The following is a 26,240-nucleotide window of genomic DNA, read 5'->3' as shown; positions in this document are numbered from 1 at the left end:
CATTAAAATATCATACTTTGCCACCAAAGTATCATAAATCTCTTTTTACTAAGTATAACTTTACGTCTGACTATTTTGAGTGCCCGGTATATTTTATTCACTTCCAAACTTTGGATAAAACAAACTTTATTTATGAAATATTTACAACAATGCAAGAATTTTATTTTTATTTGGCTTATCAGCTCAGTGGGTCTTATGGCTCAAAGCCCGGTAGCTAATTTTTCTTTTTCAGGTAACACGAGGGATGCGGTATCAGGCAGTGATGCTAAAGTAAATGGTGTTTCCTTGACTCAAGACCGCTTCGGTAATTCAGGTAGTGCTTTGAATTTTGATGGAAGTCAATCTTCTTTTTCTATGCCTAGTAGTGCTGAATTAAATACCGATAATGTTACAGTTTCTTTTTGGGCCAAGGCAACTTCTATCCCCGCTCAAGGTGAAGCTTATCTAATAAGCTTTGGTGGATGGCAAGAAAGATATAAGGTTTCTTTCCCTAATCATGGTAAGCCGGTTTGGACGACAAACAGTACTTCAGGAATCTCTGATTTGGATGCAGGAGATGGAAATACTCTAGTAGCTGGTACATGGCAGCACTGGGTTTTCGTACATGATGGAGCCAAAGATATTATTTACTTAAATGGTGTTGAGGCAAACGTTAAGAGTGTTTCTGGCAATTTGAATAGCACCAACGCGAGAATGGGTTTAGGTTATAACCCAATAGATGGCGGTAATTACTATGATGGTGCATTGGATGAAGTCAAAATATATGATGGAGCACTTTCAGGTCAGCAAGTAGCAGATTTATATGCAAGTGAAAAAACTGAGGTTGCACTTCCTAATGGAATAGTAGCTGAATATAAAATGGATGGTAACGCTAATGATAATAGTGGAAATCATAATACAGGTAAAGCGACAGATGTTTCTGCACAAACTGATAGATTCGGTTATGGCAAAAGTGCATTAAGTTTTAATGGCACTACCTCAAAAGTTACAGTACCTAATTCTAATGTATTGAATTCAGATTATGCTACAATAGCTTTCTGGGTTAAACCGACTGTACTTCCTGTCTCTGGTGAAGCATTTTTGGTTTCTAATGGAGGATGGCAACAACGTATGAAACTTTCTGTTCCTTCACATGGAAAAGTTGTTTTTACCACAAATAGCTCTTCCGGTATTAGTGATATGGATGCAGGTGGTGGCAATGAAATAGCTGCCGGTTCATGGTGGCATGTAGTAGCAGTTCATGATGGAGTCAATGATAAAATATTTATCAATGGTGCACTCGCGAATTCTAAGGCTATTACTGGGACTTTGAATTCATCATCAATGCCTCTAGGCATTGGTTATGATGCAATTGATAATGGTGGATACTTCGACGGTTCGCTTGATGAGGTTAAGTTTTATAATTATGCTTTGTCAGATGATGATATTGCTGCCTTATATGCATCCGAAAATACATTCACTGGTTCGAATGATGATGTTGTAGCAGATTATTCTTTAAATGGAAATGGCGATGATGCATCTCAATTTGAAAATGAAGCTGAAGGAAGTGCAACCGCTACTACCAACAGATTCGGTTGGGCTAATAATGCAGCTTTGTTCAGTGGATCTGATTCTTTAACTGCAGCTAATTCAACTCAATTAAATTCAGATTTTGCTACTTATAGTTTCTGGATCAATATGACTGAACTTCCGGTGACTGGCGAAGATTTTATTCTTTACAACGGTGGATGGCAGTCAAGAATGAAGATCTCTGTTCCGGGTCATGGAAAAGTAGTTTTCACTACGAATAGTACTTCCGGTATCAGTGACATGGATGCTGGTGGTGGAAATGAATTAGTAGCAGGTACATGGGCTCATGTAGTTGCTGTTCATGATGGTACTAATGATATTATATATATCAATGGTGCTGTGGCAAACACAAAAGCAGTTTCAGGTGCTTTAAATGGAACAGGAATGCCACTTGGTATTGGCTGGAACCCAATCGATAAGGGGAACTATTTGCATGGTTCTTTAGACGATGTTTTGGTTTACAACAGAGCGCTTAGTCCTTCTGAGGTAGCTGATTTATACAATGCACAGAAAGTAGCTCCTGTTGTCACCGGACCGTTAGTGGCTAACTATACTTTTGCAGGCAATGCAAATGATGTAACTGAATATCATAACGATGCAAATGTAAGCGGCGCTCAATTATCAAATGATAGATTTGATAAAGCTAATAAAGCCTATAATTTTGACGGAATTTCTGCGTCAATTACAGCAGAGAATTCTCCACAGCAGAATTCTGACTTTACTACAGTGAGTTTCTGGATAAATGTCCATAATTTACCTGCAAGTGGTGAAGCATTCATACTTTCCAATGGTGGATGGCAGGAAAGATGGAAGATATCTCTTCCGGGTCACGGTAAGCCAGTATTTACTACCAATAACAGTTCAGGAATTTCTGACATGGATAGTGGTGGAGATAATGCATTGGAAGTTGGTAACTGGACACACGTTGTAATGACACATGATGGCACTGACGACAAGATCTATTTTGATGGCGTAGAAGTAGCTAGTAAAGCTGTGGCAGGTACCTTGAATAGTACTACTCGACCTCTAGGAATTGGTTGGAATCCCATCGATAATGGAAATTATTTCGATGGTGATCTTGATGAAATCAGAATATATAACGTAGCACTTTCTGCTGCAGAAGTGGCAGCTTTGTACGCTGAACAATCCACTCCGGAAGTAAATGCTGATACAGAAGCTCCTACAAGTCCTTTGGACCTTGAGGCTTCAGTTTTGTATACAAGCATCGATCTTTCATGGTCTCCGTCTACAGACAATGTGGCTGTAACAGGCTATAATGTATATGTAGATGGTTCAAAAGTAGCTACTACAGAAGATTTAAACTATGCATTAAATGCCCTTACACCTTTGACTGAATTCGAATTGGGCGTTAGCGCAGTAGATGCAGCAGGAAATGAATCTTCTATTTCAACGTTGAAGGCGACTTCAGGTGAGGATGAAACACCAGACACAACACCTCCAACTGCTCCAGGCAATCTTGACGGAACGGTAGGTGCTAATTCAGTGCTTTTGTCATGGGATGCTTCTACTGATGACCGTGCTGTTAAAGGTTATGTCATCTCAGTAGATGGTACTGTATTTGATACTTTAGCACCAGCTGCAACTTCAGTATTAGTGGATGGGCCTGATCCTGAGACACTTTACTCATTTGAAATTTATGCTTTTGATAATGCAGGTAACAATTCTGAAATTTCAGAATTAACTATAAGTACTTCTAAGGAGATTGATGCAGGTGAGCCGGGCTTGGTTGCTTATTATCCTTTCGAGGGTAATGCAAATGATGTAACTCCTTATGCAAATAATGGCGTAATTGGCGGTAATCCTGTTTTCGAAGCTGCCGGTCATGCAAATGGTGGTGCTCAAGCTTTGAAATTTGATGGTGTTCAGGATTCAGTATTGGCTCCGAATGCTGTGCAGTTGATTTCTGATTTTGCCACTATTGGTTTCTGGGTGAGAGTAGACGATGTCACTCCAGGTTTGGCTGAGGCATATATTCTTGACTTTGGACACTGGTCACAAAGATGGAAAATCTCTATACCTCAACATACAAGAATCGTATTTACAACGAATTCAAAAACGACTCAGATTCCTAACTACATAGTAGATATGGACTCTAAAGATGGTAATGAATTAGTTAAAGGATTCTGGTGGCATGTTGTTATGACACATGATGGCCTTGAAAATAAGATTTATATCAATGGAGAATTGGCAAATACTGTTTCGGCTCCCGGTAAACTAAATAGCACTAACCTTCCACTTTGCATGGGTAGCAATCCAGTAGAGGGTGGTCAGTACTTTACAGGTGCATTGGACGAATTGAAGCTTTATAATAAAGCATTGACTGCTCAGGAAGCACTAGATCTTTATCAAATTGGCACTACAGGAACTGAGGATATTAATAAAGATATCACTGCTTTTGTAGAATCAGTATTCCCGAATCCAAGTTCTGACAAGATCACTGTTAAACATAACTTCAGTAATGTGAAGCCTATGCTTATAAGAATAATGGATGTACAAGGTCGTCAGGTAGGAGCTATCCGCTATGGCGCAGGCGAATTGCCTTTGAACAGATTCAGCATTAATGTCAAAGACTACAGTGCAGGATCTTATTATATGAACTTTGTTTCTGAGGAACAAAGTCTTGGATCTGTGAAGTTCCAGGTAAAATAATTAACTGAGAAAGGGGTCAATGATGTCAAGCGTCATTGACCACCTTTTTATTATGCATTACTCAGTAACTATCTTTCCAACAGATCACTCTAAGACTAACTTTATGATACAAAGATTTAAGGAAAATCCGATCATTAACACGATCGATATTCAACCAAGTTTGCCCTCTTTTATAGTAGAATGCGTATTGAATCCCGGAGTGTTTACTTTTGAAAATAAAACATGGTTGATCCTACGGGTAGCTGAACGGCCGGTTCAAAGGGAAGGATATGTTTCATTTCCAGTCTATGGCAAAAATGATGAAATACAAATTATTGAATTCAAGAAGGACGACCCCCGGCTCGAGCTAGGTGACTCGCGATTAGTAAAATACGGGAATAAATTCTATTTATCTACCATATCACATCTACGATTGGTGTGCAGTGATGATGGAATCAATTTTTATGAACCGAATCATTTACCCACTAAGATATACGGAAAGGGTCCACTTGAGACCTATGGAATCGAAGATTGCAGGGTCAGTTTCATTGAAGATGAATATTTCTTAACATATACCCAGGTCTCTGAAAATGGCGTAGGTGTAGGCCTGATGAGAACAAAAGATTGGAGAAGTATCAAAAGGGAGGGAATGATTTTTTCTCCACATAACAAAGATTGTTGCCTCTTTGAACATAAAATAAACGATAAGTATTTCGCACTTCACAGACCATCCGGCATTGAATTGGGCGGTAATTTTATTTGGTTGGCTTCTTCTTATGATCTCCTGCATTGGGGGGGGCATAAATGCATTGCCAGGACTAGAGCTGACTCGTGGGATAGTGTAAGAATAGGTGCTGGGGCTTCCCCGATTAAAACAGAATTGGGATGGCTCGAGATCTATCATGGAGCGGATGCACATCATAAATATCATCTTGGAGCTATTTTATTAGATCTTGATGATCCTTCAATAGTGCTCGCAAGGTCGAATGAACCAATACTTAGTCCGGAAATGGATTATGAAACAAAAGGGTTTTTTGGCAATGTCGTATTTACCAACGGACATCTTGTAGATGGTGATCAGATCACCATGTATTATGGTGCTTCTGATGAAGTGATATGCGGCGCTACCTTATCTATAAATGAGATTTTGAAATCACTCGAAGCCCAACTATCTAAAACAATGAAAGCCTGACCCTAACAAATAAAAAAGCCTTTTCATGTTAGCAAAAGAAATTAATTTTTTTAAATCACATCCGCTGCCTATGCGGGTTTTATTATTGACCAACTTGATCTATGCCTTGGTTTTGCCAATAATAGAACTTTTTATTGGTGCTTATATCATGCGAAAAAGTGATGACATCAGTTTGGTTGTCATCTTTCAACTTTCATTGTATATAGGTATTCCTGCTACTTTCATGCTGAATGGATTTCTATTAAAGCACGTTAAAATTTCCAGATTATATTCCCTTGGTATGTTGCTGAGCGGTATATCCATGACTGCTATGATGGCATTGGATGAATTGACCACTTGGGGTATTTTTGGAACAGGTTTGATCATGGGATTGTCTTATGGTTTTTTCTGGGCGAACAGGGACTATCTGGCGTTGAATACTACAAAAGATGGTAATAGAAATTATTATTACGGAATAGAAACTTTCTTTTACACGATAGCAGGTATCATCATTCCATTAGGAGCAGGTGCTTTTATAGCTGCCACTAAAAGTAATGACTGGTTTGATGGCAATATTTACGTTGCTTATTATTGTCTGGCCGCTTTTGTAATAGCGCTCACTATCCTCGCGTCTATTCTTGTCCACAAGGGGAATTTTCAGAATCCCGCCAGGACACCATTTGTATTCTTTAAATTCCATCCATTATGGAATAAAATGCTGAGATTATCTGCCTTAAAAGGCATAGCTCAAGGTTATATCGTCACTGCCCCGGTCATGCTAATACGCACCTTGGTAGGGGAAGAAGGCAGCCTTGGATCTATTCTATCTATTGCAGCGTTTCTGTCAGCTATATTATTGTACATCTTAGGAAGGTCTACCAAGCCTGAACATCGGCTAAAGATTTTCTCCATCGGCATCGCAATATTTTTAGTTGGGGCGATTTTGAATGCTTCCTTGTATTCTGCTTTAGGTGCTATTTTGTTTGTGCTATGCTTAAGTTTTGCGCGTCCTTTAATGGATATTTCTTATTTTCCTATACAATTGCAGGTTATTGATTTTGTTTCAGCTAAAGAGAAAAGAAATGATTTTGCCTATATCTTTAACCACGAGATCGGCTTGTTGATCGGTAGATTGATCGGTTGTGGATTATTCATTGTGCTCGCAAGATACTCAAGTGAATATGTAGCACTAAGATATGCATTACTCGTTATTGCTGCTGTGCAATTTCTTTCCATTTTTATGGCAAAATCTATAATTAATGACAAAGCTTGGAAAGAGCCTCATGTTGAAGTGCCACCAATCGCACAACCCATGAATCTATAATACTAAACACAAATAAATTTAAATGAACAGATCAAAGTATATATTCTTCCTTTTTTATATTTCTTTTAGGATTTCTAAGCTGTAAAACTGCTACGGAATCCATACCTCAGTCAGCAGAAAGTATCACCCAACTGGCTATTCCAAGAGTGGATGAAATGCCCAATATGCCTGCACCATACATGATGAAAGATTGGAAAAAGACGGCACTTGAGTTTGACAAATATGTCTACAATTTCGACGAGAAAGGTCCATTTATGCCAATGATTTGGATGGATACAATGAAGCGTAATTTTCCACAAAATACATACGGTCTATATACAGCTTTAGGTGATGTTCGTGAAGGGCCGAATGTTAATGATGGTGAGAATCATGAAGCAATAGGTGCACTTGGATCTATAATTGGGGCTAGTCTTGTCGGTATCGATAAGAGTAATCAGGACGGGCATAATTATGTTGCCATGGTCAAAAACTTTTTGAACAAGGACAATGGCTGGAACATTATCATGAATTTCACAAGTAAGAAAGCGCATATCGGTGGTGGTTATGGCAATGACTATTGGTATGATATCTTCAATAATGTTTTGTTCTATGGTGTAGCTAATTACTATCCAAAAGAACCAGGCTACGATGAGATCATGCGTACGATAGCAGATCAGTTTCTTGCATCTGCGACTGCTTTGGGTAGTAATTATTCCTACTCTTTCTTTGACTTTAAGACAATGAAAGGTGGTACCAATCATATTCCTACACAAGAGGATGTAGCTGCAGGTTATGCCTTTGTCTTGTATTCTGCTTATGTTAAATATAATGATGTTAAATACCTCAAAGGCGCTGAAATGGCTTTGCAGGCATTGCAGGGACAGAAAGAAAATCGCAATTATGAATTGTTTATGCCTTTTGGAGCTTACATTGGAGCGAGACTAAATGCGGAACAAGGAACTGATTACGATGTCATGAAATTTCTAAATTGGACTTTCGAAGGTAAGTCCGTCAATCGCGATGGATGGGGAGTGATAGTAGGCAATTGGGGTAACTATGATGTTTCCGGTATTTATGGAAGCACTAAGGATAAAGGTGGCTATGGCTTTGCCATGAATACTTTTGACCTTGCCTGGCCTTTGCTTCCTATGGTACGATATGATCAGCGCTATTCGAGAACTATTGGCAAATGGGCATTGAATGCAGCGAACGCGGCAAGGTTATTTTATCCATACGATATTCCTGATTCACTTCAAGCATTGCCTGATAGAAAAGGAATAACCAAGAATGTCATCGCTTATGAAGGTCTTGTCAAAGAACCAAATCTACCGGGACACATTGGTAAGTCGCCATTTGCACAGGGAGATGGACCACTTTGGGCACCAGGTATGCCACAGGAGACTATGTTTTCCATATATGGAAGTGGTCATGCAGGTATTTTTGGCGGTACAATTCATACTACAGATGTCGAAGGTGTCCTGATGCTCGATTGCATTGCTACGGATATGTTCCAGAAGAATGCGTCCTACCCAACTTACATTGTTTACAATCCATACAAAGAAAAAAAATCTGTTAGTGTTCCTGTTGGCAGCAGCAAAGTAGATATTTATGATGCTGTTAGTCAGAAGATCATCAATAGAAATGTTTCAGGTGATGTCAAGATTGATATCGCTGCTGATGAAGCACCGTTATTGGTCTTTATTCCTGCCGGAGCAAAAGTAATAGCAAAAGAAGGTAAATTATATGCAGGTGACAAGATTATTGATTTCAGGTTTAAAGAAAAAAAATAGAAATTATTAATTGGTGAGAAAATCCTTGATACACACACAAATTATATTGGTTAAACTTTTTTGAATTAATAAGTTCTATTTTAGGGCCATCGACTAACATCGATGGCTTTTTTCTTACCTTAGTTTCCTATAATTTCCTATTTTTAAAACTTCAACCATAAAAGATCAAGCCATGCGAACGACTTTACTTAAGACCATTCAGAATTGTTACAAAAAAGCACTAAAAGAAAAAATAGATCAGGATCCGACTCTTTTTGATTCGTTGCAAAATGATGCGGCATTGCTTTCAAGGAGAAATGCCATCAGATCTCTAGGCTTGGGAGCAACGGGCTTGATCATCGGATCAAATTCAATCCTTGGAGATCATGGAATCATTTCCTCCTTAACTCAGGATAATTCAAATCCGGTCATTGCCATCTTAGGTGGAGGAGTAGCAGGGCTGCATGCTGCCTGGACATTGCAAAATAAAGGCATTCATGCTAAAGTATATGAGGCTTCTTCTAGAGCAGGAGGTCGGATGTTTACGCTACATAATCGATTTGGTCAAGGCCTGAATACTGAAGCCGGCGGAGAATTCCTGGATTCTGATCATGAAGATATGCTCGGACTAGCCAAACATTTCAACCTCCCATTGTTGGATGTTACGATGGATAAAACTGCTGAAGAAGAGATCATTTTCCATTATGACAATGTAAATTATTCACAGGAGGAAGCCGCTAAAGCCTTTGAGCCCATCGTCAAAACACTCATGGATGACAGGATTAAATGTGGCGAAGATTATGATACACCTTATGCCGAATCGCTTGACAATACTTCCATGGATGAATATATTATGAAATTGAAATGCGATAAATGGTTGAAAGAATTATTGCTGGCAGCTTATATCGGTGAATACGGACTGGAAGCCAGCGAACAATCATCCTTAAATTTCATTAGCTTTATTGGTTTCCCGAAAGATGGAAAATTACCACTCTTTGGCGAAAGTGATGAACGATATAAAGTCATTGGAGGCAACCAACAGATTATTTATAAACTAGCAGAAGCACTTGGGGATAAAATAAAATTCCAAATGCAGGTCAAAGCAATTACGAAGAAAGGACGTCAATATATAATTGATTTCAATCAAGGTGAACCGGTAAAAGCAGACATCATTATTTGTGCGATTCCTTTCACAATCCTTAGAAACATCGACTTGAAGATACCGAACATCGACCCAATGAAAATGAAATCCATCAAAGAATTGGGTTATGGGCAGAATAATAAATTGTTACTGGGGATGAAAGAGCGCGTCTGGAGATTCGGTGCCCGCCCTATGTTGGGTTATACTTATGATAAAATGGTCCATACGGGTTGGGACAACTCACACATGCAGAACGAAAATATGGGTCCAGCAGGATACACTGTATTCCTTGGAGGAAATGATTCACTTGCACTTGCATCAAAGACCAAGGATGAAAATGGAAAACGTAAACTTGATCAAGGCGTTTTGAACCAATATCTGGAAAGGATGGATAAGATATATGGTGGATTCAAATCTCATTATAACAATGATCATGAAGTCATCACCTGGTCAGGCAATCCTTTGACTAAAGGTTCATATGCTGCTTATAAAGTAGGACAATGGAGTACCATCTCAGGTTTGGAAGCGGCTCCTTTGAGCGATACTTTTTTATTCGCAGGAGAGCATTGCAGCAGTAATTTTCAAGGATTCATGAATGGTGCAGCGGAGACGGGTCGGGTAGCGGCGGAGACGGTGCTGGCTAAGATGAAGAAATGATGGAAGGGGAATTGAGAATTGAAAATTGAAAATTGAAAATGGGGCGAAGATTGGGCATTTGTGAAAAATTAAGTCAGTTGGCCAGTGCACCAATGCAGCAGTGCACCAGTTTTTACAGGGTGTATTTTTTTACGTAAAACCTATAGTGCCAATACTCCAACACGCTAACCAAATGCCAAAGCGCAGCGACCCAAAGACTAAAGACTATATTTAAATTATGAATGATAAATTATAAATTATAAATGGTGGCGGAGCAAGAATTAGATTGGCGAGCAGCGAGATGCGAGCAGCGAACAGTTGCGAAGATTGGACCTTTGAGAACAAGTTAGTCAGCTAGCCAGTGCACCAGTTAAACACTGCAGCAGTGCACCAGTTTTTACAGGATGTATTTTTTTACGTAAAAGCTAAAGTGCCAATGCGCCAACACGCCAACACGCTATCCAAAGACCAAAGCACAGCGAACTAAAGACTAAAGCGCAGCTACCCCAATGCAACTTTTCCTCAAACATATTTGTTAATCTACATTAATGAACCCGTTCAAATATCATATCTTCAATGATTTTTGATCAAAAAACAAAAACGAGCTCTTTATTTTATGGACGAAAAAGCGTTATTTAAGTCATATCTTCAACTATTTACCCAAGCCGAGTTTCCACTTATATTAGCATACGATATAGATGAACCGGAATCATTTTCAGATGATCCGCTTCCATTGCCGCTTTCACAACTGTTTGTGGCGGAAGATGAAGTGTTAGAAGGAAATGAAGATGATATAGATGCTTATAATGAGTATGTTCCTGTAGTGCAATTTCGAATTAATAAAAATTACATCGCCTGCATTGTATGGAAAGCGACTCTTGGGAGTTACGAATTCATGCTCATCATTTATGATAATGATGGCGGGATTCAGGAAACAGATTCTGTTGCAGGAACTTATTATGCTGCAGATCCAATGACTTACAAGATAGCAGAATTTTCATCTCCCTCGAGAGCAACCATCGTAGAAGGTAATATCCGATCAAAAGCTGAGGAGGCCGAAATTCCGGATACTCAAAAATTTATTTTAAACATCAGCGATATAGGCGAGATCAACTACGCCATCGTTGGCAATATTTAATATGTCAAAACATACACCAAAATCATTCAAAGGTCAGAAACTCAATTCAGCCGACCTTAAAATAGCGATCAACAGAACGCTTAAAAACCAAAATGGCGTAACATTTTCACCCGCCAAATTACTCAAAACACTCAAAATAAGCAATAGTAAGCCGGAAGTACTTTCCGCGCTTAATCAATTAAAGAAAGAGGGTAGAGTCAAAGAAACTGCTGATGAAATGTTTCAGGGCATCAATAATTTTGTGGCAAAAGCAAGATCCTTCATCGGAAAAGTAGATATGACACGCACAGGTGCTGCTTATATAATCATCGATGGTAAGGAATCCGATGTATATGTAGGTCCACGAGATCTGAATGGCGCCATGGACGGCGATACAGTTGAAGTTTTAATATCACCAAAAGTAGGACGAAGAAGGGCAGACGGAAGAGTTGCCCGTGTCGTGAAAAGAGGACGGGAAATATACATGGGTAAGATCTTTGTAAATAAGAAATACAATGTCGTCAGCCCATATAAAGCCCCTCAGGGTTTTGAAATATTCGTCTTCCATGAAGACTTAAATGGAGCTGAAGACGGAGATATAGTTACAGTTAGAGTTACTTCATGGCCTACCGGTAAAAACCGGATGATCAAAGGAACCATCACAGAAGTTCTTGGCCAGGAGAATTCATCTGACATGGAGATGAAGTCCATTCTGATCGGACAAGGATTCGATCTCCAGTTTGGCAAGGAAGCAATGGCTGAAGCTGACCGAATTCCATCCAATATTTCAGAACAAGAGATCGCTCTTCGAAGAGATATGAGGGAGACTATGACGCTGACCATCGATCCATTTAATGCGAAAGATTTTGACGATGCACTTTCTTATAAGGAATTGGAAAATGGTCAAGTCGAGATCGGAGTGCACATCGCTGATGTATCACATTACTTGAAGCCGGATGGACCTTTGGATAGAGAAGCATTTGAGCGCAGTACATCAGTATATCTGGTAGACAGAGTGCTGCCTATGCTTCCTGAGAAACTTTCGAATGAATTATGTTCATTAAGGCCTCACGAGGATAAATTAACCTTCTCTGCCGTCTACATCTTTGATAGCAAATTTAAGATCATTAATGAATGGTATGGTAAGACTATAACTCATAGTAATAGAAGGTTTACTTACGAGGAGGCACAACATATCCTGGAAGGAAATGAAGGTGATTTTGCCCATGAATTAAATAAGATGAATGAGATCGCCAAAAAGTTGCGTGATGCACGCTATGCAAATGGTGCTATTTCGTTTGAATCTGATGAAGTCCAGTTTAGACTGGATGAACATGGTGTTCCAATAGAGCTCTTTGTAAAGGAAAGAAAGGAAGCGCATATGTTGGTAGAAGACTTTATGTTACTCGCCAACAGAACTGTTGCTGAATACATGAAGAAGAAAGGCACCTCAGGCGAAATTCCTTTTGTATACAGGGTGCACGACCAACCGAATGAAGAAAAGTTGAACGACTTTGCCTTATACGCCGCAGAACTTGGTTTTAAAATGGATCTAAGTACTCCAAAATCAATAGCTAATTCATTCAATGATCTTGCCAAGAGATCAGAAGAAGATGAAGCCTTGAAACTCATCACTCCGCTTGCGATCAGGACAATGTCCAAAGCTATTTATACGACAGATAATATAGGGCATTACGGATTGGCTTTTGAGAATTATACACATTTTACCTCGCCGATCAGAAGGTACAGTGATGTATTATCGCATAGAATTTTGTATAAAAATCTTGGAGATGCTATTTTTAGAGAAGACAAGGCAAAGCTTGAAATAAAGTGCAAGCATATCTCGGCTCAAGAGCGCAAAGCAATGGATGCTGAGCGAGAATCTATTAAATATAAACAGGTCGAATTTATGGCCAAATATGTCGGAGAAGAATTTGATGGCATTGTTTCCGGGTTGCATGACAAAGGCATCTTTGTAGAAATTATCACTACAAGATGTGAAGGCATGGTACGATTTGATCAGTTCACTGAACCATTTATTTTAGATGAAACCAAGCACAAAGCTATTGGAAGACGTAGTGGTCAAATTATTAAAATGGGAGACAAGATTAGAATAAAAGTTTTGGATGCCGATCTTGATAAACGTCAATTGGAGTTCGGTTTGGCTTCTGAAGTTGAGTAAGGATGTATTGGTTAGACAAACTCCAAACAACAAACTTCAAACAAACATTCTTAAAGTTTCTCCAGTTGTCTGAAAACAGAAACAAGTGATTTCCCTTTCTCAGTGAGTGAGTATTCGATGTGTAATGGTTTTTCTTTAATGACAACTTTGTTCAGGAGATCTGCTTCTTGTAATTCCTTTAATGCAATTGATAAAGTCTGTTTATTTGATGATTCTATTGTGCGCAATAAATAACTGAAACGCACTGGTGAATCCAACGTAAGTCTAAAGATCTCAGGTTTCCATTTTCCTGAGAGCATTTTCAGAAGTCCTTGGGCAGGACATGTTTCCTCTTCTAAGTTGTTAATATGTATGGTCATGTTTTTCTGACTAATTGCCGGTTAAGAATAATATACCGACCTTTGTATTTTAAAATAAACTGGATATTTCGAAAAGAGCATAATTGTTAATGCTGTAAAAGATACAATTAAAACTGCAATTCAATGTTAAACCAGTATAAGATCAAAAAGTTAATTAACGGACATTAAAATGAAATACATAAATACCCTATTTTTTATTATAGTCACAGCAGCTTTGTTGAGCTGCTCAGCTCAAAACATAACTAACATGGACAAAAATAATCCACTACTATGCGATCCCGATTCAGGAATTTGCGAAATTCCAACAGCAAAAAATGAGTTTGAAAAATCTGCAGTTAAGGCTTCCGATAAATCTGTTCGTATCCTGTATTTTACTGATCCTATTTGTTCATCATGTTGGGGAATAGAGCCGCAATTAAGGAAGCTTAAATTGGAATATGGTGAGCACTTAAAAATTGAGTATCATATGGGCGGCTTATTACCTGATTGGAAATATAACAGTGGGGGGATAAGTAAACCTTCAGATGTAGCACATCACTGGGATGAGGTCAGCGCGCATTATAACATGCCCATAGATGGAGATGTATGGTTGGAAGATCCATTAGATTCCTCCTTTCCGCCTTCAATTGCCTTCAAGGCTGCTCAGATGCAAGATGAAACCAAAGCAATTGTGTTTCTGAGGATTCTTCGTGAGATGGTTTTCCTTGAGAAAAAGAATATAACTAAATGGGAGCACATGAAAACGGCAGCTGAAAAGTCCGATTTGGATGTGGATGTTTTAAAAAATAACTACGAAAATGATGCGGAGAAATTATTCCGTGCAGATCTTAATCTTGCTGCCAAGATGGGTGTAAGAGGATTTCCTTCAGTATTTATCATGAATGAAGAAGGTGCACAGGAATTCGTTTACGGCTTTAAACCATACTCCTTATTCGAAAATGCATTTGCTAAAATATTCCCTAAAATCAAAAAAGCAACCTACGAAAAGACATGGAATTTCCTGTTTTCAAAGTATCCTACACTTACTACCAGAGAATTTGCTGAGCTTATGGAATTGTCAATTCAGGAAGGTGAATCGCAGCTTGAAAAACTTAATGTTGAAGAAAAAATTGTGAAGTTTGATACCAAAAATGGTCCACTCTGGAAGGTAATTTAATAGTTGTTAATTAAGAGATATTCCCCTCTTGAGGGCAGGGTCATTCAGTTCTATTTAATCGTTATGTGTAAATTGTTGAATATCAACAATTCCAAAAGAAGATGAAAAAAAAGTCGCAACTTCCCCTCTGGAGGCTTGCCCGACAAGGAAGGCGGGGGTACGCAAAGCGGGGGGTGGCATTTGATATGGATTATTTGATAAAATGAACCCTTGAGTAGGTTATTGGACACAAAGTTTTAATGATTCGCTCGTTCCTCGCTGTGTCTTTTCTCGGTTATTCAAATTTGAAAGCGAGCTTTCATTTGAGAAATGTAGTTGTTGTTTTCAATTTAGGATTAAAAATGAGGGATTATTTGGTTAAATGAACCCTTTGGTGGGGGATTTGACACAAAGTTTTAATGATTCGCTCGTTCCTCGCTGTGTCTTTTCTCAATTATTCAAATTTGAAAGCAAGCTTTCATTTGAATAATCGAGAAAATCCACTTTGAATCATTAAAACTTTGCGGAGAGTTAGGGATTCGAACCCTAGAAGCCCTTTTGGAGCTTACACGCTTTCCAAGCGTGCGCCTTCGACCGCTCGGCCAACTCTCCTTCGAATGGAGTGCGAAAGTAGTAAATTTTATTTATTTTCGTCAAAAATTATAGACAATCTGAAAACATACCTCCATCTCATTTCTTTATATACAAAATATCTGATTACATGGATCTGAATATATCTACACCGGGACTCATCTTTCCTTCTATCTCCTTTCTGCTGATAGCCTATTCCAATAGGTTTCTTGCCATTGCTCAATTGATTCGGGATCTGAAAAACAAGTTCAGTGAGAAAAAGGAAACTATCCTTATAAAACAGATTAAAAATCTACGTTATAGACTTAAACTTATCCGTTGGATGCAAGGTGTTGCTGTATTCGGTATGCTGCTTGCATTACTGTCTATTATGACACTTTACTTAGAATATATGAGCCTCGGCAATATTTTTTTTATACTCTCTGCCATATCAGTTACTACTTCTCTTTCTATTGCACTTGTAGAAATAATGTTTTCAGGAAGAGCACTTGATTTAGATTTAGAAGACATCCAAGACCACTTAAAGGAGAAAAAAAAGTATCTGTAGAGAATTCCTCTAGGCACAATTCAAGGAAATTGGAGATTTTAGTTATTATTATTAAAGTTTCATCGTTAGAATTGAAACTCAAATAATATTGCTATAACTAAATCAGAAATCAGAAATCGGAAATTAGAATGAAGTTCCGATGGTTCCCAAAGAAATGGTTTATGATTTTTTAGTGTTTTCTTATGATGGTAAAATCCTCCCCGATCTCATAAAAGATCGGAAAGAATTTTATTAAAGCTTTCCCTAAAAAATTAGGTCAATATAAGTGCAAATAATTTTGGTGGTCAGAGTTACTAACAGAGCCCTAAAAAATGAACGTGGTGAAATAATGAATTTAATAATTGCCAAAATACCTCATTGTATCAAAGTGCTTGATTTTAAACACTTTATGAAATATTTCGTCAAATATATTCATAAATTCGAATCTTGTATATTTTTGCTAAAACTTTAACATTTAGAATCTAAAGCGATCCTTCTTGTTTTTTAGTCCACCTACCTTCCATTTGACGCCTACACCAAAATTGTATAGATTGGGAAATATATCAAAACTGTAAACTTTACGTAAAGGATAAGCTGCTGTAATATCAATTCCAAATTGCACCCTGTCTCCATAAATCACACCCCCTGAGAATCCCGCATAGTCAAAATAAGTATTTGATAGCCCAAAAGCGCTTACAAATTGGCCTATATATTTTGGTGAGAAATAAATGCCCAACTTGTCAGTAGGATGAATTGAAGCATGCACAGGTATTTGAAAATCATAATAATAAAAGAAAAAAGTATTGAATCCAATTCCTGTAGCCATTGCAAACATTGATTCCTGATCACCTAGAAATTGATATTTTGTTTCAAGTCCGATTTGCCCAAAAGTACTTAGATTAATTCCTGCATCCAATTTTTCTGTTATGCCATACTTACCTGTATATTGGATATAAGGCACAGTAAAATTTTTCTTTTCCTTATCCGCCACCTGCGCTATGGCATTAATCACGCCGTAAGGATAATATAGATTGAGGCCTATTTCACCTGTTCCTTTTTCCACAGTTCTGGCAGTCTGCATGCTGCTGTACGAACCGCATGAAGTCAGTAGGATTGAAAAAATAAGGAGTGCAAAGGGTCCTCCTTGCGAAAATAGTTTTGTTTGATCTCTCATTAGATGTGCTGCATTAAGATAATTATCAAATGCGAATTTAAATGATATTTGTTTAAACGAGCGTAATGTAACGCTGCTAGTTATTGAAAGGTTAAATTGTGAGGAGGTGAGGAGGTGAGGAGGTGAGGAGGTGAGGAGGTGAGAAGGTGAGGAGGCCGGGTGATAGGGTGATCAGGTGATCAGGTGATTTGGCGATCAGGTGATTGGGTAATGATAAACACAACTACGAAGATAGGAATGTAGAAGGGCAATGCCTTGCCCTTCGATCAAAACCTAGAATGGTTAGGAGGTGAGATGATCACCACTACGAAGACAGAATATAGAAGGGCAATGCATTGCCCTGTCCTCATTTCAATAGTTGTTAGAATTTTACACTGTCAATTCACAATCCTTACATCCTATTTTTCTGAAATCATAAAATCAAAGCCAGGAATATAATTTCTCCACTAAGCGCAAGGGATAGGAGCGGCACGACCGACCTCAGGAGGGTGTATAGCGGATAGCCCGACCCTTGGGATGCGCCATTATTTTAATTATTCGACGAATGAACATGAATTTTCTAACTAACTGACCTGAACAATTGTACTTTTGCGCTGTTTTTACTTTTTATATAAATTTCTAGAGTGAAATTGCGTTATGAAGACGCATAATATTTTCAATAATTATTAAAAGATATAGATGTATTCATCAGACGTAAACGGTGTAGATGCGCTTGCTCAGGCAGCCAAAGACCTAAGAAGTGAAATTGGTAAAGTGATCTATGGTCAGGAAGAAGTGGTCAAAGCAGTACTTATTTCATTGTTTTCAAATGGCCACAGTCTTTTGGTAGGTGTGCCGGGATTGGCCAAGACGTTACTTATCAGCACCATCGCCGAAGTACTCGACTTAGAATTTAAGAGGATTCAATTTACACCCGATCTTATGCCTTCAGATATCACCGGAACTGAGATCCTCGATGAAAGCCGACAATTTAAGTTTAATAAAGGTCCCCTTTTTGCAAATATTGTATTGGCAGATGAGATCAACAGGACACCACCAAAAACTCAGTCAGCCCTATTAGAAGCTATGCAGGAGAGAGTTGTGACCATAGCAGGACAGAGATATACCCTTCCACGACCATTTTTTGTATTAGCTACTCAGAATCCTATTGAGCAGGAAGGTACTTATCCCCTGCCTGAGGCACAGTTGGACAGATTTATGTTTAATATCCCACTGGATTATCCAAGCTATCAAGAGGAGCTTGAGGTGGTGAAAGGGACTACTTCAGATAGATCAATAGATCTTAACCATATCCTTAATGCGGAACAGATCATCTATTTCCAGCAATTAGTTAGAAAAATTCCAATCGCCGACAATGTACTTGAATATGCTGTGAATTTAGCCGTCAAATCACGTCCAAACACGGAGAGAGCTACTGAACAGATCAATAAATACATTTCATGGGGTGCAGGACCTAGAGCATCTCAATATCTGGTATTGGGTGCGAAGTGTCATGCGGCTATCAATGGAAAATATTCTCCGGATATAGATGATGTCAAGGCTGTTGCCAATTATGTACTCCGACACAGAATCGTCAGAAACTATAAGGCGGAGGCAGAAGGGATCAATGAGGAGGCCATCATCAACGGGTTGTTGTGAACAGATACTAGAATCTAGATACTAGATACTAGATGCTGTAATGGACAATGCTACGGAGACACGAATGTATGATGGGCAATGCATTGCCCTTTGAATGTTTAGAATAGAAAATGTTAGGATGTGTTAAACATTACCCTGCGTTTTTCGGAATTTTAAGTATAAAATAATTAAAATAAAAATTTATCAATGAGAATAGCGGTATTCAGAACTGCCCATTTTAATGCAGCCCACAGATTATCAAATGATCACTGGTCTTTAGAGAAGAACCTGGAAGTTTTTGGAATATGTTTCAATCCAAGATATCATGGACACAACTATGATTTGGAAGTTAAACTCGTGGGTGAGACGGATCCTGAAACGGGTTTTCTAATTAATTTGACCGCACTCAAAGACATTATTGAAGAGACTATTCTCATTCATTTCGATCATAAGAATCTTAATGAAGAAGTGGAGGAATTCAAAACTTTGAATCCAACAGTTGAGAACATTTGTTATGTTATCTGGACCAGGTTACGCAAAGAAATCAGGGAAGATATAGAGCTCACTGTGCGTTTGTATGAGACGCCGAGGAACTATGCGGAGTACCCGGCATAGTTGATGAATAATGTATAATGAATAATGAATAATGAGAGCGGGCGAAATTGATTTACAGAGATTGTAGGCGATTATTTTTTAGCTAATAGTGAATATGCAAAATTATCACAAAAAGCGTTTTGATCCGCTTGAAAATCAACCATCTGCAAAGAAATTCTGAGTTTTTAACTTGAAATTATTATTTTTGAATATTATTCACATCAAAAACAATATCATGCGTAAATTATTCATTCTTACTATGTGCATTTTTGCCACTGCATTTACAATGTCAAGCTGCAAATCGGAGACTACCACTACCACTACTGAAACTACTACATCCACTGAGGTTATGATTTCTGATAGCACTGCTGCTGTAGATACAATGCTTATGGATTCTACTGTGAATGAAACTAAGCCGGTAGATCGTCCCGATTAAATTTCCTTCTTTTATACATTATCTAAGATTTAGTAAATGTTGATAAAAAAAACAATTTATTGAAATTGATAATTCAGGATTTAATCATTAATTGTGATTTACTCCTGAATTATTTTTTTGTCGATACGCCCTTTAATCAAATGATTAATTAACCAATGTTCAAGTCTATGATGCGCTGGGACTAATATAAATCCTAATATTACAAAAATAATTATCTCCAAAATCAGATTGTAGTTAGTAACTTTTGCAACTATTGGATGGGTTAATAAAGTAATAAACTCAAATGTAAACATAAGCGATACCACACCTAATATTTTGACCACAGAATGTTTGACTTTTCTTTTTCTCAAAAGTAATGTTATCAAAAATAACGATGGTATAAAAACCGTTATCAATATCACTTGCAATTGCTTTACCCTTTGTTTTTCCGCTAAAATTTTTGAATTGGTTATTTCTTCCTGCCTCAATTTTTCATTGATTGTCAACAATTGTAAATTTTGAATTTTTTTTCTATTGTTTATAGAATCATTTAAGGCTGTGGACATTTCTAAATATTTAAATGCGCTGTCAGGCATGTTCATTCTTTTATAATATTGGGTGACAAATATACCTGCTTCATTAGCCTTTTCAATGGAATTTACCTCGTTAGCTGCCTGCAGTGCCAATCCCGCATTTAAAATTTCCTCTTTTTCATTACCAAATAAATTATGAACTTTTGCAAGTCCTAAATATGTTTCAGATAATAATTCAAAGTTTTTTTCCTGGTTTAGTATTGGAATGGCTTTGTTGTAGTTTTGAATTGCCAAATACTCTTGTCCAATTTTTGAATAAACATTACCCAAACCTATATATGCAAGAGCTTCATTATGAATGTTTTGGGTTTGGATTGCATTTTGGTATGTCAGGTTATAATAATACTGTGCACTATCGATTTTTTTTAACTTTTCGTAAATATCTCCTAGATTAATATTGACATAATGTACCATTTCCTTAATCTTATTGGCAGAAATTATATTATCAGCTTTTTTATAATATCCCAAAGCCTCTGAATAATCCTGTTGGAACGAATATACAATGCCAATATTTAATAAAACACTTGCCAAATTACGAGGATTCTTACCTGATTCTTCCAGCTTTAATTTTTCGAGATATAATTCCATTGCTTTTGGATAATTACCCATTCTACTATAAACGTTTGCTACAATACCCAATGATTTTGACAAGCCTTCCTCGTAATTAATATTTCTTGCCATTCGCATAGATCGATACCCCAAGATTAAAGCAGAATCAGTGTCGTAAGATTGCATTTCACCAGCAAGGCTCCATAACAATGTTATCTCTTTTTTAACTGGCTGTGGCTTAGATAATTCAGCTAAAATTGCTTTTTTGTCATAATTCTGTCCATGTAATGTGACTTGAAAAACAGGAATTATCGAAAGTGACAATATGAATATTGCGATATTTCTAAAGAAAGATATTCTATTGATCAGCTTATTTTTCATACAGATTAGTGATAATTTATAGACCCTGGATTTAGATTTATGTATTATGATTCATGCCGGAACAATATCAGACCTTGCCCTCACGAGTTTTCAAAGATACAATTTACCTTCACTTAATATTTCAATTTTAAAGGTGTTTCTATTATCTTTATAGAATAAATGTATCTGTCATGAAATTAAGACACGCTTTCCTTTCAATACTCTGCCTAGTTTTTTTCCTACCTCAACTATTTAGTCAGTCTTTATATGAATTAAATTATAGTTACGGAGAGGGATCCGAGCTAGAGAATTATAAGGCCTTTATGATGATCAATGAGGATGGCACTGGGATGGTGCGTATCGCATTCACTGACCTTGAATCAGGTCAGAAAAATATTATTGAATATGTCGTTGATGAATTTTATGATCAGGAGGATCAGAGTCTTGCTACTCAAGTGGCTTATGTTACGTCTGAGCCGATTCAGATCGAAGGAGATATTTCATATCCACCAGACCATTTTATTTTGGTAAAAAATGAAGAAACAGGATACTTTGAGCCATCTTATGTGCTATCATTAGATGAAGAGACCAAAGAAGAAGTGCAAGGTGCTTTTGTTAGTGTCAGACTGCTAAATGATGAAGATCTAACTGAAGACTACATGAAGTTGTTTTTTGTTGAGTCTGATGAGGAGTTTCAGAATCTTTTCGTCAATGAAGTAAAGCCTATTACGGTCGAACAAAAAGCGACTAAATTACACCTAATCCTTGTGGCGAATACATTGGATAAAAAGATAGGACGAACATGTGTCATTGATAAGGAAAATGTGCTTGGATTGTTTGAAGAAATTACGAGTTTTTTAGGAATTGGTTATTCTACCCAAGTTATAGAAGGTAAAGATTTTAGTAGACGAAATGTAGATGCAGCAATAGCTAAAGTCAAACCCGGTGCTAATGACATAGTTGTTTTCTATTATACAGGTCACGGATATAATCCGGGAGAAGGTGGCAAACAATATCCAAACCTGGACCTAAGAGAACGTACATCGGATGATATTGGTGGCCTAAATACCTTGAATATTGAAGATATTTACCAGTTGATTCAGGCTAAAAATGCAAGATTCAATTTGGTATTAAGCGACTGTTGTAACAATGATCCTTTTTCATCCAATTCTATTGGATCAGAAGGTGTTAGTTTGAGAACTTCTTCAATAGGATGGAATAAAAATTTCTGTTCCGAGCTATTTTTGAAAAAAAGAGAATCCATCCTAATGACTGGCGCTTCCAAAGGACAGTTGTCCGCGGGCAATGTTGCTGATGGTGGCTTTTTCACTTTCAATCTGCGCGAAAATATCGAAAAATCTGTTGGTAAATTAGCCTCAGCCAATGTGGTTAACTGGGAAACAATTGTCGCTCAAACACAAAAACAAACAACCGTCAGAGCGAATAAAAGTCTTTGCAGGATGCCAAATGACGAAGTATTGAGATGCGCTCAGAAGCCGGACTTTAAGATCGGGGTGAGATAGGGTGAGGGGGTGAGAAGGTGAGAAGGTGAGAAGGTGAGAAGCGAACAGTGAACGGGACGAGATGGCTGATCTGCATAATTGAGCTAGTGTCTATTATTGTAATGCGTCAATTTAAAAAAGTGAGAAGGTGAGGAGTTCAAAATGGAAATTTAAAAATGACTCTAAGAATGGGCTGTGGTGTGTTTTGTTGCTGTTGAATTTAACCAACGGATCCCAAATGAGATAATAATCGGACGTTAGTCCAAGAATCAATTATGTGATTTTGGGATAATTATAATTTTGGAATATTTATCCTTTAAATTAGTTTTTTGTATAATGCATTATAACAGTATTACACAAATCTAAATGATTATTCCATTTTTCAAATATCTAAATCAAGTGAAAGTGGGCAATGATCCGATCCCTGAATCTGATCATGGATCTCTGAGTTAGTAATATTCGTTTCAATTAACTTGTCAACCAAAAAATAATCTAAACGCCAGCCAACATTTTTTGCTCTGGCACCAAATCTCACACTCCAAAAAGTGTATTGTACTTTTTCCGGATGTTTTGTCCTGAAGGCATCTACATATCCTGCTTTAAGCAAAAGATCCATGCCATCAATCTCAGTCTGAGTATAACCACTTGTCTTATTATAATTTTCCTTCGGGCGGGCAAGATCTAACGGCTGATGCGCCACATTAAAATCACCCGTCACTATGACTGGCTTACTCTTCTTAAGATTAGAAAGATAGTTTGCAAAGGCTATATCCCATTCTGAGCGGTATCCAAGACGTACCAACTCATTACCACTATTGGGCACATAGACATTGACAATAAAGAAATTTTCAAATTCAAGTGCCAACACCCTTCCTTCAGAGTCATGCGCTAATATGCCTATACCCTTGCTTGCTGAGATTGGTTTCACTCTTGAAAGTATTGCAACGCCGCTATACCCTTTTCTTTCTGCCGAATTGGAATACATATGGTAATCCGTTACAGACTCAAGCGCCTTAAGTACCTGGTCTTCTTGGGCTTTTGTTTCCTGCAGGCAATATATATCTGCATTACTGGATTTTAACTCTTCAAGAAAAGCCTTTCCTACAGCAGCTCTGATACCATTGACATTCCAGGAATAAATTTTCATATAAATAAGTGTTTTTGGATTAATGTTTTATAAAATGAAAGGATATTAGTCTATTTCGAATTTAATTGTAAATATGAAGAAAAATTAAGAAGTAATGAAACGAGGATTTTAAACGTGTGTATAAATAATTATACTTAATTGCAAATTTCAATAGATCTTTTGGTTCACGTAAAGCCCGCAAAGCTAGCCTGCCAGATAGTAAAGGAGGCAGGGATGAACACGCAAAGCTCGCAAAAAAGAAATTCAACAAATTGAAATGTACTGACGATACCTTAGCTATTGACTGATCGGAGTAGCATTTGACAACAGTCAAATTCCTCTGTGCTCCTCAAAAAAAGTATTATCAGAGCTTGATCTCGAATTCAAGTCCTGAATTAGCACAGTAATAAAATCAAAAACCTTTGTGAAACTCTGTGACACAATCCTTTTTGGTTCACGTAAAGCCCGCAAAGCTTGCCTGCAGAAGACATAGTTGTAAATAATATTGATAACAATGTATATAGATCTTTAAGAATTGAAATGACCAATCCATCTTAAGGCATCAGAGGGAACGGAGTAGCATTTGACGATAGTCAAATCTCTTAGCGTCCTCATAAAAAGGTTTAATGAGAAGAAAACACCAAAGTCAAAGTATTTCATTCCTCAAAAACTCAACCCAAAATACCTTCGTGTCCTTTGCGTGAAACCCTTTTCGAGAGAGATTTTTTGGTTCACGCAAAGCCCGCAAAGTTAGATCACGCAAAGCCCGCAAAGCTTTCCCTCATAAGACTTTATTGTAACTAATATTGATAACATTTTAAACTTTTTAAGCATATCCGTATTACGACATTAATGAAAAATGAAAAGTGGATCATATATTTATTGGCGGCGTTGAATTTTACGCACATCATGGACTTTATGATCATGATGCCACTTGGAGAGATATTCATGTCTACTTTTCATTTAAGGCCTGATCAGTTCAGCCTTCTTGTCAGTTCTTATACCATTTGTGCAGCCTTATCAGGCTTCTTTGCATCTTTTGTTGTAGATAGGTACGCTCGGAAAGTAAGTTTAATCTTTGTGTACACCGGCTTTATTTTGGGTACTATCGCTTGTGGTTTTGCCAACCAATACCACTTACTTTTACTCACAAGAGGATTGACAGGTGTATTTGGTGGTATCATGGGGGCACAGGTCATGGCTATAGTAACTGATTTAGTCCCTTATGAGAGGAGAGGTAAGGCTATCGGGATGCTCATGGCAGCGTTTTCAGCAGCTTCAGTGGTTGGTGTTCCTTTTGGTCTGTATTTAGCTACTCATTACAATTGGAATTTTCCATTTTTTTTAATTGGTGGCCTGGGTCTCTTACTAATTTATCCGATCATTAGATTATTGCCAAAACTTGATTCGCATCTTATGGATGGCAAGCCACCTGTTAATCCTGTCAGGACCTTCAATGAAGTTTTCAAAGCAAGAAATAATAGGATAGCCTTATTGCAAACATATCTTGCCACTTGTTCCCATTTTATCATCATACCATTTATTACTCCTTATATGATTAGAAATGTTGGATTTGCGCAAGGAGACATCGTTTATATCTATATGATTGGCGGTATTGCTACTGTTTTTTCTGCACCTTTCACAGGAAAGATGATAGATAAATTTAATGCCCGTTCTGTATATTTCATTCTGGTATTTGCGGCTATGATCCCGGTGCTTCTTTTGACACACCTTCCCGCGGTATCTCTTGCACCCGCTTTGATCGTAACTACTTTGTTTTTCATCTTGGGAGGATCCAGATTCATTCCTTCTTCCACCGCAGTGACAGGGGCGATTCCGCCAAAGATAAGAGGAAGTTTTATGAGTTTTAATTCCAGTGCCCAACAATTAGGCACCGCATCGGCATCGTTAGCAGCGGGATATATAATTTTTGCAGATGGAGATGGACCTATTCATGGATATGGAACGACAGGGATAGTGGCTACTGCGATAAGCCTGTTATCATTGTTAGTACTCAGCAGACTGAAGCTGTTTAAAGCACCTGAGGTATCATTGGAAAAAGAAAATAAATCCTTACCGACATAATTAGATGCCAAATAAAAAGAATCACCATTTTAAATGATTTCTTAAAAATTGAATTCGTTGCGAATTATTATATTCAC

At 37.7% G+C, this 26,240-nt stretch carries 18 protein-coding genes and 1 tRNA gene; 14 read left to right on the top strand and 5 right to left on the bottom strand.

The window, feature by feature from the left end; all coding sequences use genetic code 11:
- Positions 1-132 precede the first annotated feature (132 nt).
- The 7 genes from IPI15_RS13990 (at position 133) to rnr (ending at position 13,537) form a co-directional block, all read left to right on the top strand.
- A complete protein-coding gene (locus IPI15_RS13990; protein WP_287403117.1) occupies positions 133-4,239 on the top strand; it encodes a LamG-like jellyroll fold domain-containing protein in 4,107 nt (1,368 codons plus the stop codon).
- A 103-nt stretch (positions 4,240-4,342) separates the two neighbouring features.
- Entirely contained in the window at positions 4,343-5,410 is a 1,068-nt protein-coding gene (locus IPI15_RS13985; RefSeq protein ID WP_287420769.1) for a glycoside hydrolase family 130 protein, read from the top strand.
- Between the two features lie 25 nt (positions 5,411-5,435).
- A complete protein-coding gene (locus IPI15_RS13980; RefSeq protein ID WP_287403122.1) occupies positions 5,436-6,713 on the top strand; it encodes an MFS transporter in 1,278 nt (425 codons plus the stop codon).
- Between the two features lie 164 nt (positions 6,714-6,877).
- Positions 6,878-8,482: a hypothetical protein gene (locus IPI15_RS13975; RefSeq protein ID WP_287420767.1), complete on the top strand. Its 1,605-nt coding sequence runs from the start codon at positions 6,878-6,880 to the stop codon at positions 8,480-8,482.
- 172 nt (positions 8,483-8,654) lie between these two features.
- A complete protein-coding gene (locus tag IPI15_RS13970) occupies positions 8,655-10,259 on the top strand; it encodes a flavin monoamine oxidase family protein (RefSeq protein ID WP_287403127.1) in 1,605 nt (534 codons plus the stop codon).
- A 595-nt stretch (positions 10,260-10,854) separates the two neighbouring features.
- Complete coding sequence (locus IPI15_RS13965) at positions 10,855-11,376, top strand: hypothetical protein (RefSeq protein WP_287403129.1); 522 nt, start codon at positions 10,855-10,857, stop codon at positions 11,374-11,376.
- A gap of 1 nt (position 11,377) precedes the next feature.
- Positions 11,378-13,537, top strand: coding sequence for a ribonuclease R (gene rnr, locus IPI15_RS13960; protein WP_287403131.1), 2,160 nt, complete (start codon positions 11,378-11,380; stop codon positions 13,535-13,537).
- A gap of 50 nt (positions 13,538-13,587) precedes the next feature.
- On the opposite strand, the gene IPI15_RS13955 is transcribed toward rnr, so the two are convergent.
- Positions 13,588-13,896 (bottom strand): winged helix-turn-helix transcriptional regulator, encoded by a 309-nt coding sequence (locus IPI15_RS13955; RefSeq protein WP_287403133.1) that lies wholly within the window; start codon positions 13,894-13,896, stop codon positions 13,588-13,590.
- 247 nt (positions 13,897-14,143) lie between these two features.
- Between IPI15_RS13955 and IPI15_RS13950 the strand changes: the two genes are divergently transcribed.
- Entirely contained in the window at positions 14,144-15,052 is a 909-nt protein-coding gene (locus IPI15_RS13950; protein WP_353845307.1) for a ClpXP adapter SpxH family protein, read from the top strand.
- Positions 15,053-15,555: 503 nt separating this feature from the next.
- Here the strand turns inward: IPI15_RS13950 and IPI15_RS13945 are convergent.
- Positions 15,556-15,643 (bottom strand) — tRNA-Ser (locus IPI15_RS13945).
- 109 nt (positions 15,644-15,752) lie between these two features.
- Between IPI15_RS13945 and IPI15_RS13940 the strand changes: the two genes are divergently transcribed.
- Entirely contained in the window at positions 15,753-16,169 is a 417-nt protein-coding gene (locus IPI15_RS13940) for a DUF2721 domain-containing protein (protein ID WP_287403137.1), read from the top strand.
- A gap of 454 nt (positions 16,170-16,623) precedes the next feature.
- Here IPI15_RS13940 and IPI15_RS13935 read toward each other — a convergent pair whose 3' ends face one another.
- Positions 16,624-17,322 carry a hypothetical protein gene (locus IPI15_RS13935; protein WP_287420764.1) on the bottom strand — a complete coding sequence of 233 codons (699 nt, stop codon included), beginning with the start codon at positions 17,320-17,322 and terminating at the stop codon, positions 16,624-16,626.
- 678 nt (positions 17,323-18,000) lie between these two features.
- Between IPI15_RS13935 and IPI15_RS13930 the strand changes: the two genes are divergently transcribed.
- The 3 genes from IPI15_RS13930 (at position 18,001) to IPI15_RS13920 (ending at position 19,969) form a co-directional block, all read left to right on the top strand.
- Complete coding sequence (locus IPI15_RS13930; protein ID WP_287420761.1) at positions 18,001-18,960, top strand: AAA family ATPase; 960 nt, start codon at positions 18,001-18,003, stop codon at positions 18,958-18,960.
- A 186-nt stretch (positions 18,961-19,146) separates the two neighbouring features.
- A complete protein-coding gene (locus tag IPI15_RS13925; RefSeq protein WP_287403143.1) occupies positions 19,147-19,554 on the top strand; it encodes a 6-pyruvoyl trahydropterin synthase family protein in 408 nt (135 codons plus the stop codon).
- A gap of 214 nt (positions 19,555-19,768) precedes the next feature.
- Positions 19,769-19,969 (top strand): hypothetical protein, encoded by a 201-nt coding sequence (locus IPI15_RS13920; protein WP_287403145.1) that lies wholly within the window; start codon positions 19,769-19,771, stop codon positions 19,967-19,969.
- Positions 19,970-20,067: 98 nt separating this feature from the next.
- Here IPI15_RS13920 and IPI15_RS13915 read toward each other — a convergent pair whose 3' ends face one another.
- Positions 20,068-21,471, bottom strand: coding sequence for a tetratricopeptide repeat protein (locus IPI15_RS13915; protein WP_287403147.1), 1,404 nt, complete (start codon positions 21,469-21,471; stop codon positions 20,068-20,070).
- A 170-nt stretch (positions 21,472-21,641) separates the two neighbouring features.
- Here IPI15_RS13915 and IPI15_RS13910 point away from each other — a divergent pair, with 170 nt between their 5' ends.
- Positions 21,642-22,973 carry a caspase family protein gene (locus tag IPI15_RS13910; RefSeq protein ID WP_287403148.1) on the top strand — a complete coding sequence of 444 codons (1,332 nt, stop codon included), beginning with the start codon at positions 21,642-21,644 and terminating at the stop codon, positions 22,971-22,973.
- Positions 22,974-23,334: 361 nt separating this feature from the next.
- Here the strand turns inward: IPI15_RS13910 and IPI15_RS13905 are convergent, their stop codons facing one another.
- On the bottom strand, positions 23,335-24,099 hold the full coding sequence (locus IPI15_RS13905; protein WP_287420759.1) for an exodeoxyribonuclease III: 765 nt from the start codon (positions 24,097-24,099) through the stop codon (positions 23,335-23,337).
- Between the two features lie 831 nt (positions 24,100-24,930).
- Here IPI15_RS13905 and IPI15_RS13900 point away from each other — a divergent pair.
- Entirely contained in the window at positions 24,931-26,163 is a 1,233-nt protein-coding gene (locus tag IPI15_RS13900) for an MFS transporter (protein ID WP_287403154.1), read from the top strand.
- The last annotated feature ends 77 nt before the right edge of the window (positions 26,164-26,240 follow it).

The sequence above is a fragment of the Candidatus Brachybacter algidus genome (assembly GCF_016707225.1).
Lineage (GTDB): Bacteria > Bacteroidota > Bacteroidia > Chitinophagales > Saprospiraceae > Parvibacillus > Parvibacillus algidus.
This window is presented reverse-complemented; position numbering and strand designations above follow the sequence as displayed.

Bases quoted from the DNA above. Each gene is read 5' to 3' on its own strand.
- IPI15_RS13920 (WP_287403145.1), top strand. From the start codon at position 19,769: ATGCGTAAATTATTCATTCTTACTATGTGCATTTTTGCCACTGCATTT.
- IPI15_RS13910 (WP_287403148.1), top strand. From the start codon at position 21,642: ATGAAATTAAGACACGCTTTCCTTTCAATACTCTGCCTAGTTTTTTTC.
- rnr (WP_287403131.1), top strand. From the start codon at position 11,378: ATGTCAAAACATACACCAAAATCATTCAAAGGTCAGAAACTCAATTCA.
- IPI15_RS13940 (WP_287403137.1), top strand. From the start codon at position 15,753: ATGGATCTGAATATATCTACACCGGGACTCATCTTTCCTTCTATCTCC.
- IPI15_RS13955 (WP_287403133.1), bottom strand. From the start codon at position 13,896: ATGACCATACATATTAACAACTTAGAAGAGGAAACATGTCCTGCCCAA.
- IPI15_RS13990 (WP_287403117.1), top strand. From the start codon at position 133: ATGAAATATTTACAACAATGCAAGAATTTTATTTTTATTTGGCTTATC.
- IPI15_RS13970 (WP_287403127.1), top strand. From the start codon at position 8,655: ATGCGAACGACTTTACTTAAGACCATTCAGAATTGTTACAAAAAAGCA.
- IPI15_RS13915 (WP_287403147.1), bottom strand. From the start codon at position 21,471: ATGAAAAATAAGCTGATCAATAGAATATCTTTCTTTAGAAATATCGCA.
- IPI15_RS13930 (WP_287420761.1), top strand. From the start codon at position 18,001: ATGTATTCATCAGACGTAAACGGTGTAGATGCGCTTGCTCAGGCAGCC.
- IPI15_RS13925 (WP_287403143.1), top strand. From the start codon at position 19,147: ATGAGAATAGCGGTATTCAGAACTGCCCATTTTAATGCAGCCCACAGA.
- IPI15_RS13950 (WP_353845307.1), top strand. From the start codon at position 14,144: ATGGACAAAAATAATCCACTACTATGCGATCCCGATTCAGGAATTTGC.
- IPI15_RS13900 (WP_287403154.1), top strand. From the start codon at position 24,931: ATGAAAAATGAAAAGTGGATCATATATTTATTGGCGGCGTTGAATTTT.
- IPI15_RS13965 (WP_287403129.1), top strand. From the start codon at position 10,855: ATGGACGAAAAAGCGTTATTTAAGTCATATCTTCAACTATTTACCCAA.
- IPI15_RS13905 (WP_287420759.1), bottom strand. From the start codon at position 24,099: ATGAAAATTTATTCCTGGAATGTCAATGGTATCAGAGCTGCTGTAGGA.
- IPI15_RS13975 (WP_287420767.1), top strand. From the start codon at position 6,878: ATGCCTGCACCATACATGATGAAAGATTGGAAAAAGACGGCACTTGAG.
- IPI15_RS13980 (WP_287403122.1), top strand. From the start codon at position 5,436: ATGTTAGCAAAAGAAATTAATTTTTTTAAATCACATCCGCTGCCTATG.
- IPI15_RS13985 (WP_287420769.1), top strand. From the start codon at position 4,343: ATGATACAAAGATTTAAGGAAAATCCGATCATTAACACGATCGATATT.
- IPI15_RS13935 (WP_287420764.1), bottom strand. From the start codon at position 17,322: ATGAGAGATCAAACAAAACTATTTTCGCAAGGAGGACCCTTTGCACTC.